Origin of the sequence: Methylocapsa sp. S129 (assembly GCF_009765995.1) — a bacterium.
Classification (GTDB): Bacteria; Pseudomonadota; Alphaproteobacteria; order Rhizobiales; family Beijerinckiaceae; genus Roseiarcus.
Genome location: NZ_LMUI01000024.1, coordinates 62,255 through 73,871, shown reverse-complemented (window position 1 = coordinate 73,871; position 11,617 = coordinate 62,255). Strand labels below are relative to the sequence as shown.

The window sequence follows — 11,617 nt, the reverse complement described above, 5'->3', positions numbered from 1 at the left end:
TACACGACCCCGGTCATTTATCTCTATCTCGATCGCCTCAGCCAATGGCTGGGCCGCCTCTGGAATCGCGTCTATCTGGGTCAGTCTGGCGAACGGGTCACGGGAGTTGGGTAATGGGGCGTCGACACGGGGGCCGATGGCTGGCGCTGATCGGCGCGGGGCTGGTTTTGAACGGTTGCACCGTAGGTCCCGATTATCTGCGCCCGGCCGCGATCGTTCCCGCGCAATATAAGGAAGCGAAGGGCTGGAAGCTCGGCTCGCCGCGTGACGATTTCGCCAAGGGCGACTGGTGGAAGCTGTTCCGCGATCCACAGCTCAATACGCTCGAGGCGCAGGTCTCGATCTCGAATCAGACATTGAAGGCCGATGAGGCCAATTACCGCGAGGCCCAGGCGCTGATCGCGGAGGCTCGCGCCCAGCTATTTCCAACCCTGGGCTTCGATCCGTCGCTGACGCGTTCGGCAACTCCGGTGACCACGACGCTCAGCGCGGAAGCGAATGCGAGCTGGACGCTCGATCTTTGGGGCAAACTGCGTCGAACGGTCGAGAGCCAGGTCGCGGGCGCTCAGGTCAGCGCCGCCGATCTCGCCAATGCGACTCTTTCGATGCAGTCCACACTTGCGACGGCCTATTTCGAATTGCGCGAGACTGATTCCTTGCACGATCTGCTCGACGATACGGTCGCCCAATACAAGCGTTCGCTCGACATTACGCAAAATCAATATCACGCCGGGACATCGGCGAAATCCGACGTCATCACCGCGCAGGCGCTGATGTTGGCGGCCCAGGCCCAGGAGATCAACACCGGAATCGTCCGCGCCCAATATGAGCATGCGATCGCCATCGCGATGGGCCGGCCGCCGGCGGGTCTTTCCATTCCTCATGGCAGGCTCGCGGACAACGCGCCCGCCATCCCGTTGCGTCTGCCCTCGACGCTGCTGGAGCGGCGCCCCGACATTGCCGCGGCGGAGCGCACGATGAAGGAGCAAAACGCTTTGATTGGCGTGGCGATCGCGGCCTATTATCCCGACGTCACGCTGTCGGGCGCGTTCGGCTATGTCGGCAATCCCTTTAAGACGGCGCTCGCCGGGGCGAATCCGATGTGGTCGTACGGCCTGTCGATCGCGCAGACCCTTTTCGACGGCGGACTGACGGCCGCCCAGGTCGAGGCCGCGCGCGACACCTATCAGGCGAGCGTCGCCACCTATCGCCAGACGGTCCTGAACGCTTTTCAGCAGGTGGAGGACCAACTGGCCGCCATCCCGATTCTATCGCGCGAAGCGAGCGTGCAGGTCGAAGCGGTCAAGGCGGCCAAACAGGCCGTGCAGATCGCCCTCAATGAATATCAGGCGGGAACGCAAAATTTTACGACTGTCGTAACGGCGGAGGCGACGGCCCTTTCGGACGACGAGGCCTTGCTAACGACCAGAGAGCAGCGTGTGCTTGCGGCCGTGAACCTGATCGTTGCGCTCGGCGGCGGCTGGAACGAAGCGAAGCTGCCGCCGGAATAGAATCTCCCGCCGCTCACGCGAAGAGCTGATAGCGGCGGGCGACCTCTCTTGCCGCCAAAGCTTCGGCGATCGTGACCGCATCGCCGCTCGCCGCGCGCATCGACCGCACGGCGGCGACGAGTGCTGGGGGACCGGGCGGATCGGCCAGCGTTCCGTCTTGCGCCGTCAACAACAGATCCATGCCCGCCACTGCCTCGCTGTCTCTGCTTTGGCCGAGCGCCAGCATCAGCGCCAGCGCCGGCCTCGACGCCGGGGCGAGCCGCGCCACGCGATAGGCATTGAGATAGCGTTTGACGCTTCTCGGGGTGCTGGCGGCCAAAGGGGCAAGAGCGGCGAGCAGTGTCGATTCGGAAGCGCTCAAGGGCTCCGAGAGCAGAGACGGCCTTGCGCCGGTCGCCGGTTCGGACGGGCGCGGCGCGCCGCCGCCGATCAAGCGCGCAATCAGGCGCGCGCCATTGGCCGCGCCGGCGACCTGCGCGTTGAAGGTCAGTTGAAAGAGCTTATCGAGGCGTCCACGCAAAAGGTCCAGACCGCCGGCTGCTGGCGCCAACGCGGCGGGATCGCAAGCGACCGCCGCGACGAATGATGCACCGAGTAAGGAATGAGCGGTTTCGATCAGATTGAACGCCTGCGTCGGCGCCAGCGCGTCGAGATTGTCGAAAGTCAGCAACAGTCTGTCTGGCGCTGCGACTGCGAGCGTCTGCGTCGACGGCGGCGAAGAGACCTGCGGTCCGAGAATTGCCCGCGCCGACAGCATGGCCGGCGAAGCGGCGGCGGGCGCGCGCTCTGTCTGGGCGCCGATGAGTTTGCCGAGGGCTGCGAGGAACGCGCGCGCCGCCGAGGCGCCCACAAGCGTGGGCTCCATAAACGGTGGCGTTGGCGCGCGGGTCGGCGTCGCCTCGCCCCGTGCATTAGCGCGCTTTTCGGCGGCCTCCGCATGTCTTGCCGCTGTTTCCGTCTCGGCGGTGAGCGCCGCGACGCGTCGGTTCAGGCGCGCCGAGGCGGCGTCAAGATCGCGCTGACGTTCGCGGACATCGTAGTTGAGCAGTCGCGCGCCGCGGAAGAGCGTCGCGGAGAAGAAAAGCGCGCGCCAGAGATTCACAAATAGCGCGATCACGCCGATGACAACCAACCCGGCGACGACATCGCCGACAAGATCAGCGTGGACGGCGACCCAGTCCGCCGCGAGGGTGAACGGCGAGCCGAGGCCGCGCAGCCAGTCCATCACAGGCGGAGTCCGGAGTTCGGTTGCGCCAAACGCCAGCGCGAGAAACAAGATAGCCGCCAGAAGCAGCCGCCTCTGGCTGCGATAGGCCCAAATCGACCCCAGGACGACGCCAAGGCGCGAACCCCAGCCAGCGCCCGCGAGATCGCGCACGAGATTCTTGAAATTAGCCGTGGAATCGCCCGCCGCCAGATCGAACCGGCGCAGCCGCGCCTCGATTTGGCCGCGCGCAGTGCGCGCATAGGCGTCGACCCGCGATCCTGCCGTCTCGAATAGAACGTTCTCGACCAGGCGGGCGCGGCGCGCCTCGACACCGTCTCTCGACTGACGCTCGGCGTCGAGCCTGCGGCGGGCCTCGTCGTGCCGCTCCAGCGCCTTGTTGGCGGCCTGATAAGGGTCCGCGCCGGCATGGGCGGCTTCATCCGCCAAAGCGGCGTAATTGACGCCGGAATTGTCGCGTCCGAGCGCGGCGAATGTCGCGGCGGCGATGGCGCTGGCGGGATCGCCCGATATCGCGGCCGCGTCGATCGGGACGGTCACGATTCGAGCGACGAACGGGCTGCCGGCGGCATTGCCCTCGACCCCCACAAGACCCGCGACGGCGATGCGTAGGCGCTCAAGCGCAAAACTCTTGCCCGAGCCCGACGACCCGACAATGCCGATCATCAGCGGCGTCTGCGTGTCCCTGTGCGCACATAATTGGGCGATCGGCTGAATCGCGTCGCGCATATCGAGGAGATCGGGCCCCTCGCGTCCATCGGCCACGAAGACCGGCTCGCGCTTTTCGCCGGCAGGCTGATTTAAAGAAGGAAACAGTCCTGGGGCGTCAGCAATGGGCACGGTCACAATAGCCTCCGTCGAAACTCGGCAACCCATAGGCGCCGGTTGAGGCGCAATTATGGGAAGCGCATCGATGGCTTTGGTCGGCATTGATGCGCGGGTCAAGGATAAAAGCGTGGATATTGAAGCGACAAACGCTTTGAACGTGGGCGCAGAGCCAAAATCCGGGAACCGCCAGGCCGAAAACGCTTAGGGCCGCTCGCCCCTAGCGATCCTCGCCCCAAATGCGTTGAGCGTGGGGAGAAGATCGGCGATCGTGTCGATCGTCGCATGCGCGCCGGCGGCGACAAGGTCTTTGGCGACGCGCGTGCGGATCGCGTCGCTTTCTTCCGGCGAAAGCGCAGCAAGCTCGCGCTCGCTCAAGCCGCAGCCATTGCCCGATAACGTGACGCCGACCGCCCAGGCGCCCGCCGCCACCGCCTCCGAGACGCCCGGCTCAGTATCGTCGACCTTGACGATTCGCCAGGGTGGATAGACGCCGAGATCGGCAAAGCAGCGATACATCATCAGCGGCGTTGGTCGGCCGGCGACGAGATCGCCCGCGCAAACCAGATTGTCGGGTTGATAGCCGGCCTTAGCCGCGACGGGCGTGAGGCGCGCCATAATGTCCCGGGTATAGCCGGTCGTCGAGCCGATCTTCAGGCCGGCGCTGCGCAAGGTCTCGACGACAGGCAGCAGGCCGGGGATGAGATCGGCGAAGTCGGCGACGACAGAGGCGTTGAGCGGAATGAACTGCGTATAGACGGCGTCAATATCGGCCTCGCTCGCGGGCGAGCCATGCGCCTTTGTCCAACGCGCGGCAATGTCTTCATTGGCCATCAACGCCGCGATATGGTCGCGCTTGGGCAGACCCATCGGCCCGCGCGCTTCGGCAATGGAAATTGTCACGCCGAATCGCGCGAATATCTCGACGAACGCGCCCATCGGCGCGCGCGAGCCGAAATCGACCGTCGTACCAGCCCAATCGAAAATCACGGCGCGTAATTCGGACAATTCGTTCATGAGACCCTCGATCTCAGCGATTACCCAAGGAGATCGGCGATGATCTCCTCACCGATCGCGAAAGCCGTCGAGGCGCCGGTCCCCGACGTGACGATTGCGATGCGCACATTGGGATAAGGCGCATCTACAAGCATCAGTCGGTCGTCGGCGCTGGCGTAAGTGCCCATCCAGCGCTCTTGGATTGCCGGCCTGCCGCCGAACAGAGCCTCATATTCGTCGAGGATCAATTCGTCGAAGGCTTCCGAAGCGAACGGGTCGGGCGTGTCGGCGTAAACGTGGCTGTCGCCGATCACCATCGAACCATCGGCCGCGCCCACGACAATCAGATGAACGCCCGCCGCCAGATGGGCGCTTTGCTCGCGATCGAGACGGCGGCGCAAAGCCGCAGCCTCGGCAAGCTCGGCATAGCCGAGATAGCGCACGAGCGAGAGGTCGGTCATGATGGCCCTGGAAAACTTCACATTCGACCGTGCCCGCATCATTTGCAGCTTGCAGCGCGTCAACCGATAAGGCGCGATGCGTTCCGCAAACAAAGTATGAAAATCGTCGCCTGCGCAAACGACAACCGCGCCCGCGCTGACGTCGCCGCGCGAGGTGGCGACGCTGCCCGGCATGACGCCAAGCGCCGCGGTGTTGCGCATGAAGGCGACGCCATGGGCGCGCTCCAGCCAGGCGGCGAGGCGCGGCAATGCGTCGCGCGATTCGACCCGCCGCTCATGCGGGCTTTCCAGAACGGCCTCGAAATTTCCCAGAAGCCCGGGCTGCAGGCGCGCCGCCGCCGCTCCCTCATGCAGGCGGCAGCCGGCTCCCGTTTCACTGCGCGAAAACGCCTCCAGCACGCGCGCCGCCTCAGGCCTTCTCGCGACGACGAGCAGGCCTTCATGCACGATGTCGATGCCGGCCGGCGCGGCGACCTCGTCCCAGACATCGCGCGAGCGCATCGCCCGACGCCAGCAATCGCCGCGCTGCTGGCCGGTGACGGTGATGAAGCCGAAATTGCGGACCGAGGCGCCATTGGCCTGCGCGTCGCGGTCGATGACGATGACTTTCTTGCCGGAGCGCGCGGCGGCGAGCGCGCAAGCCTGGCCCAATATGCCCGCGCCAACCACCGCCAGATCATAGCTCTCGCGCATCAAGCCGCTCTCCGCCCCGGGAACTCTAGCGCTTGGACGCCGTCTTGCGGCGCGGATCGAGAACGGCGAGCCGGCGGCCATGGGCGGCGCTGGCCTGCTTGGGCAGCTTTTCGGCTATGCCGTAGATTCGCTCGCGGCGATCGAGCTCGCCCATCACGTCCTCGGGGCTGATCCCGCATTCGGCCCAAATGACGGCCAGATGATAGAGAACGTCGGCGCTTTCGAGGATGACCGATTCCCGGTTCATTTGCACCGCGTCGAGACCGACCTCGATCGCCTCTTCGGCGAGCTTCTTGGCCATCTTCTGCACGCCTTCGCGGAATAGTCGCGACGTGCGTGAAAGCGCTGGATTCCGCCCCCGGGCGGCCAACACCGATACATAAAGACGGTCGAGCGAATCACTCATGGACTGACAATACTCGGTTCGAGACGTGAAGAATCTGGAAATTTTGAGGCCGACGGCGGTTTTGACCGACAGCCGCGGATGCCCGCCGTCCCGAGTTTCACGCCGGCCCCGGGCGAGGGGCGAACAATTACATATATGGCTCGGACGCCGCAATTGCACCAATTCGACAAGTTGGAGGGCATCGCGGTGGCGACGCGATTTGACATCCGTGCTCATGAGCGCGCCGCGACCGGCCTGAATGGCGCGCGCTCCAGCCCGACCAGTAGCGCAAGCGTTGCGACGGGCAGCGTCACCCAAGCCGGCAGATAGACCATGACCATCGCGCCAAGCTCGCCCAAGGAAAGGGCGACGCTGAGGCCGAAGGCGGCGATGAGATAGGGCGCGATCAACGGCGGCGTCACATGGCGCAGACTATAGAAGGGCCGCCGGGTCCCCAGAGTCTTCATTGGGGTGACCCCGCGCTGTCCAAAACAGGAGTGCCCGGGTAGGCTCCTTGCATGAAGGTAACGTGACGGCGCGCCAGCTTCAGCCCATACCCGATCTGGATATTATGGGAATAGCTCGGACAGAGCCTGGTCCAGAATCGTGAAAGCGGCGTCGAACTGCTCCTCGGGAATCGTCAGCGGCGGGCACAACGTAGCGACATTGCCGCCGCCGAGCTTGAAGCACAGTCCTCTGGCGAGGCACAGATAGAGCAGGCGCTCGGCCAGGGCGTTGGCGGCGCCCTGATCCGCCCCATCGATCTCGACGCCGAAATAGCACCCCAATCCACGGATGTCGCGGATCGCCGCATGGCGCGCCTTCAAGGCTTTGAGCCGCTCCAGGCCAACATCCCCAAGCTTGCGCGCCCGCGCGAGCAGCCCTTCCTGTTCGAGGGTCTCCAGCATGGCGAGCCCGGCGGCGCAGCTCACGGGGCTCTTCTCATGGGTGTAGTGGCCGAGGGCCGCCTTAGGCGCGCAATCGAACTTCTCGTTGGCGATGATCGCGGCGAGCGGCATGATTCCGCCGCCGAGCCCCTTGCCGATGACGAGGATATCGGGCGTCGCGCCGAGTTGCTCGCAGACATACATTGTACCGGACCGTCCAAGACCGCTCGGGATTTCGTCGAAGATCAGCAGCGCGCCGTGGCGCGTGCAGGAATCGCGCACGCGCGGCCAGAATTCGGGCGGCGGCGCCTGAACGGTCGTCCAGCGCATCGGCTCGGCGATCAGCGCTGCGACGTCGCCCTGCACTTCGAGCGCATAGTCGATATAGTCGGCATAGCGTTCGAAGGGCCTGTCGCCGCCGAACAGCCGCTGCGCCAGATGCAGCGGCGGCAGGTGCTCGGCGCCGGGAAGCATCGGCCCAAGGCCGTGGCGAAACAAAGCTTCGCCGCCGATCGAAATCGTATCGAGATTGGCGCCGTGGAAGGAATCCCACATCGACAGGGTTTTGTGGCGGCCCGTCGCATAGCGTGCGAGCTTGAGCGCCATGCTGACCGCGCCCGCGCCGCTTGGCGCGAGCAGCACCTTATTGAGGCCTGCCGGCGCGGTCTCGACGAGCTTGCGCGCCAGAGCGATGGCGCTGCGATTGGCGAAACGCCGCGGACAAAACGGCAAGGCGTCGAGCTCGGCCTTGATTGCTGCGACGATGCGAGGATGGCCGTGGCCTAATTGATGTACGCTATTGCCGTGAAAATCGAGGATGCGCCGCCCCTCGACATTGATGAGCATCGCGCCTTCGGCCCGTTCGATCACGTCAAGGCATGGGGTGGAGAGAGACTGGCGAAGAAAATAACACTCGTCTTCATCGAGCAGCGCCTTCGTGGCCTCGCTGAGATTTTCGCGCCAGGCCGTCCGAAGGGAAGAGTTGTTGACGTCGCCTTCGCTGAGTGCGGGGCCGGCGCGGTTCATGAGATATTGCCGGGCGTCATTGCTTTTCCCTCTGCGGACGAATCGCGAGATATGATACGCGGATAGATATTTGCGCGCGACATCGCGCGCGGCCTATCCTATCTCTGGAGTTCAGCAACGACGTGACACCGCGATCGGTCGCTCATTAGGCCATGTCGCGGCGAGGCGGCAGGAGGATATTTTGAGCGTCGACGTTCTTCAAACGACAAAGCCGGAAACGTCGAAAACCGCGGTTCCGGCGGCGCGCGGAACAACCCTCGCGGCCCCGACGCTCGGCGACGCATGGCTCGATGTCGCGCGCCTGATTTTGACGCAGGGCGCGGACAGCAGCTTCGACGGCTTGCCCTTGCTGGAGGTCGAACTTATCACTCTCGATATCGCGCGGCCGGATCCGGACGACGCTTTGATCGCCGCGCATGCAAGTCCGGACTGGTTGGCGTGGATGCGCGCCAATTTCACGGATCATTCGCGCGTCGCCGAACTCGGCGACGCCAGAAGCTATGCGAGTCGGTTGTTCGACTATGCGGGCTCCGGTCGCGACCAGATCGCCTGGGTGGTCGACAAACTCACGCGCGATCCCGTCGCCACCTATGCGGCGATCACCACTTTCGAACCTTTGACCGACACCAGCTACATTCCCTGCGTCAGCCTGCTCGATTTCTGGCTCCGTTCGGGCCGTCTCGAACTTGTCGTCTACGCCCATAGCATCGACTTCGGTAAAAAGGGATTCGCCAATCTGGTGCAGCTCGCCGAGCTTCAGCGCCATGTCGCCGAGCGCCTGAGCGCGCCCGTCGGCTCGTTGGTGATGATCATAAAATCGGCGACGATCTACAAGAGCGAGATCACTCTGATGACGGATACGCTCGCCGCCGCGCGTTGACACAATGCCGTGCGGAGACGATACCGGCCCAGCGTCATCTCGGCCTCACGCAAAAGGATCTCCTCCCGATGTCGCTTCTGGGTAGGTTATTTGGCCAGGGGCCTTCGCCTGTCGGACCGCCGCAACCGGCCGATGCAGTGCGCGCGGCGATCCTGGCGGTCAATCGTCCGACCGCGCCGTTCCAGGTGCGGGCCGGCAACGCCGATGAAGCGGAACTGGTGGCGGAATGGAAAATCGTCGACGCCGGCTGGTACGAGATTTTCGCCAAGGCCAATCTCGAAAAGGCGTTCAAGGTGCTGATGAGGCTGGACGAGGCGGCGCATGAGGTGCGCGCCGTTGATCAGGAATGGTCGGTCGCATGGCGCGCCGGCACGCCCAACCTGAGCCTCGCGGCCTCCGCCTTCCGCGGACAGCAGACTTCCATTGAATTTGGCCAAGCCTATGGCTTTACCGAGAAGTTTGGCGTCGGCGAGATATACAATTACCGGTTCTCGACCAAGGAGTTGAAGGAGCCGTTGCAGAAGGCGATCGCGGCCAACGGCTGGCGCTGGCGTCCGGTTGCGTTCGGCAAGCTGTAGGGGAGGACGGCCTCAGGCGTTGCGAGGGCGTCTTCGTGAGGTAATTTGGCAAGCGCCGCCGTGATATGCGCGCCCGTCGTTGCGGCTCATATCAGGCCGCATTACAGTTGGTGTGCTGGGCGAATCATTGAGGTCAACATGCGCAACATCGATGAAATTCTTGCTGACGCTCAAAAGGCGATGGCCGCCTCCTTGCACGAAGCTTTCGAGGCGGGAAGGGCCCATACGGCGTCTGAATTGAAAACCAGAATGGCTGCTTTTTTTGATGGCCTCGTGAGCGCCGACGCCGGAGCGCATGCGGCGCCGCATCCTGCCTCGCCCGCTAACGAAGACCATCACACAGACCACCATCACGACTAGGCGTGGGTGAATGGGATCGCTGGCGGCGACCGTCCGATTGCGGCGACGATGCGGGCGCCATCGCCGCAATCACAAGACTATCGACGGGGCCGCCCTCCGCAAGCCTGCCGAGAGCTAGGTTCTGTCATTCTGAATCAGATGGCGTTTAGCTTTTCAACGAGGAACTTGAGCAGATCGTCGCTGGTAATTTCGACTCTTACTTTCGAAGGGCCACCTTCAAACTTATCGCTTGCGACAGCCTCAAATTCCTTGCGGTGAGCCTCGAAGCGCGCCAGGCAACCGCCGCCTTCACGAGAAAAGCTTTGGATGCTCTGAAGTACGTCGCGGGGGACAAGAACTCGAACAGTCCTATCGCTGTGCATCATAGGAAAATGCACGCCTCGCGCAGTTTCGTAGCCAGGGCGATCGATGTGACTGAGCGGCATTGGTCTCTCCCATCGCTGCGTAAAACAAGCCTCCGACCTGATTGGATCGGAAATGAGACGAGTATCTGGCCAATTCGGGGCAATACGCTTGATCGGGAGACCGCCGCCCTAACGCGCGCCTTGCGAGGACGGCTGCTCCTACTCGCGGCGGCGCGCGACGCGGCGCGAATTTTGGTCGTTCATGCACAGTTCATCAACGGGCAGACTATGAGAGCGCCGGGCTGCGGGGGCGTGTCTCAATCCTATCGGAGAAAATAGATGACGAAACTTATCGCCGCGCTCGGTTTTTCAACCGCGCTGATGATTGTCCCCGTGATGGCCCAGACCGCCGCGCCGGCCCCGGATGCGCCCGCAGCCGAGACGCCGGCCGCTGACGCCGCGCCAGCACCGGTCAAACATCACCGCCACCACCATCATCGCCATCGCCATCATCATCACAAAGACGACACGAGCGCGCCGCCGGCCCCCGCCGCCGACCCGAACGCTCCGAAGACCTGATCTCGAGACCCGTGCTGAAACGAAACGGCCGCCGGCGCAATTCCGGCGGCCGTCAACGGGAGGATGGCGGAACGGTTCGTAAGCAGCGGGTGAGGAAACTGTCGTCGCATAAGGGATGGATGCGTCACGTTCAAACCCGCGCCAACGGCAGAATCTTGCTTGGCGGTCTTCTCTCGCCTCAAGCCGCCATCAGGCTCGCAAAGAGCCCGCGCCCGTCGACGCCGCCGATAAGCGGGTCGATCAGGTTTTCGGGATGCGGCATCAGGCCGAGCACATTGAAGCCCTCGCTGTAGATTCCCGCAATGTCATGGGTCGAGCCATTGGGATTGGCGAGCCCGCCGACTTTTCCTGCGGCGTCGCAATAGCGGAAGGCGACGCGCCCCGCATCTTCCAGCCGCTCGATGGTCGCGGAATCGGCGACGTAATTGCCCTCGCCATGGGCGATGGCGACCTTGACGACCTGGCCGAGCGCATAGGCGTTCGAATAGCGCGTCCGGTTATTCTCCACGCGCAGATGCTGCATCCGGCAGATGAAGCGCAGATCCGCATTGCGCATGAGGATGCCGGGCAGCAGGCCCGCTTCACATAAAACCTGGAAACCGTTGCAGACGCCCAGCACCAGCCCGCCGCGGCGGGCGTGCGCGCGCACAGCGTCCATGATCGGCGCGCGCGCCGCGATCGCGCCGCAACGCAGATAATCGCCATAAGCGAACCCGCCGGGCAGCACCACAAGGTCCGTGCGGGCAGGAAGGTCAACCTCATCGTGGCGCAGGATGGGCGGCCTGACGCCGCTCGCCTGATGCAGCGCGCGAGCGACATCGCCTTCGCGATTGGAGCCCGGGAAAAGTATGACGGCGGCGCGCATGT

General features: G+C 64.1%; 13 protein-coding genes. 5 read left to right on the top strand and 8 right to left on the bottom strand.

What is annotated here, in order from left to right:
- Positions 1–113: 113 nt before the first annotated feature.
- Positions 114–1,511: an efflux transporter outer membrane subunit gene (locus GSQ90_RS32005; RefSeq protein ID WP_174247493.1), complete on the top strand. Its 1,398-nt coding sequence runs from the start codon at positions 114–116 to the stop codon at positions 1,509–1,511.
- 13 nt (positions 1,512–1,524) lie between these two features.
- Here the strand turns inward: GSQ90_RS32005 and GSQ90_RS15845 are convergent, their stop codons facing one another.
- From GSQ90_RS15845 to GSQ90_RS15820, 6 genes are all read right to left on the bottom strand, one after another.
- Positions 1,525–3,582: a hypothetical protein gene (locus tag GSQ90_RS15845; protein WP_158815823.1), complete on the bottom strand. Its 2,058-nt coding sequence runs from the start codon at positions 3,580–3,582 to the stop codon at positions 1,525–1,527.
- A gap of 183 nt (positions 3,583–3,765) precedes the next feature.
- Positions 3,766–4,578 carry a phosphonoacetaldehyde hydrolase gene (gene phnX / locus GSQ90_RS15840; protein WP_158815822.1) on the bottom strand — a complete coding sequence of 271 codons (813 nt, stop codon included), beginning with the start codon at positions 4,576–4,578 and terminating at the stop codon, positions 3,766–3,768.
- Positions 4,579–4,598: 20 nt separating this feature from the next.
- Positions 4,599–5,711 carry a TIGR03364 family FAD-dependent oxidoreductase gene (locus tag GSQ90_RS15835; RefSeq protein ID WP_158815821.1) on the bottom strand — a complete coding sequence of 371 codons (1,113 nt, stop codon included), beginning with the start codon at positions 5,709–5,711 and terminating at the stop codon, positions 4,599–4,601.
- 25 nt (positions 5,712–5,736) lie between these two features.
- A complete protein-coding gene (hisE, locus tag GSQ90_RS15830; protein ID WP_158815820.1) occupies positions 5,737–6,117 on the bottom strand; it encodes a phosphoribosyl-ATP diphosphatase in 381 nt (126 codons plus the stop codon).
- Between the two features lie 212 nt (positions 6,118–6,329).
- Entirely contained in the window at positions 6,330–6,563 is a 234-nt protein-coding gene (locus GSQ90_RS15825; protein ID WP_246731626.1) for a hypothetical protein, read from the bottom strand.
- Between the two features lie 102 nt (positions 6,564–6,665).
- Positions 6,666–8,009, bottom strand: coding sequence for an aspartate aminotransferase family protein (locus tag GSQ90_RS15820; protein ID WP_158815819.1), 1,344 nt, complete (start codon positions 8,007–8,009; stop codon positions 6,666–6,668).
- A gap of 181 nt (positions 8,010–8,190) precedes the next feature.
- On the opposite strand from GSQ90_RS15820, the gene GSQ90_RS15815 reads away from it, so the two are divergent.
- The 3 genes from GSQ90_RS15815 to GSQ90_RS15805 all read left to right on the top strand — a co-directional run bounded on the left by GSQ90_RS15815 (position 8,191) and on the right by GSQ90_RS15805 (position 9,827).
- Complete coding sequence (locus GSQ90_RS15815) at positions 8,191–8,889, top strand: thymidylate synthase (RefSeq protein ID WP_158815818.1); 699 nt, start codon at positions 8,191–8,193, stop codon at positions 8,887–8,889.
- A 68-nt stretch (positions 8,890–8,957) separates the two neighbouring features.
- Positions 8,958–9,467, top strand: a complete 510-nt coding sequence (locus GSQ90_RS15810; RefSeq protein ID WP_158815817.1) for a hypothetical protein — start codon at positions 8,958–8,960, stop codon at positions 9,465–9,467.
- Between the two features lie 138 nt (positions 9,468–9,605).
- Positions 9,606–9,827, top strand: coding sequence for a hypothetical protein (locus GSQ90_RS15805; RefSeq protein ID WP_158815816.1), 222 nt, complete (start codon positions 9,606–9,608; stop codon positions 9,825–9,827).
- 134 nt (positions 9,828–9,961) lie between these two features.
- Here the strand turns inward: GSQ90_RS15805 and GSQ90_RS15800 are convergent, their stop codons facing one another.
- On the bottom strand, positions 9,962–10,252 hold the full coding sequence (locus tag GSQ90_RS15800) for a DUF1488 family protein (protein ID WP_158815815.1): 291 nt from the start codon (positions 10,250–10,252) through the stop codon (positions 9,962–9,964).
- 258 nt (positions 10,253–10,510) lie between these two features.
- Between GSQ90_RS15800 and GSQ90_RS15795 the strand changes: the two genes are divergently transcribed.
- Complete coding sequence (locus GSQ90_RS15795) at positions 10,511–10,750, top strand: hypothetical protein (RefSeq protein WP_158815814.1); 240 nt, start codon at positions 10,511–10,513, stop codon at positions 10,748–10,750.
- Between the two features lie 178 nt (positions 10,751–10,928).
- Here the strand turns inward: GSQ90_RS15795 and purQ are convergent, their stop codons facing one another.
- Positions 10,929–11,615, bottom strand: a complete 687-nt coding sequence (purQ, locus tag GSQ90_RS15790; protein WP_158815813.1) for a phosphoribosylformylglycinamidine synthase subunit PurQ — start codon at positions 11,613–11,615, stop codon at positions 10,929–10,931.
- Positions 11,616–11,617 lie beyond the last annotated feature (2 nt).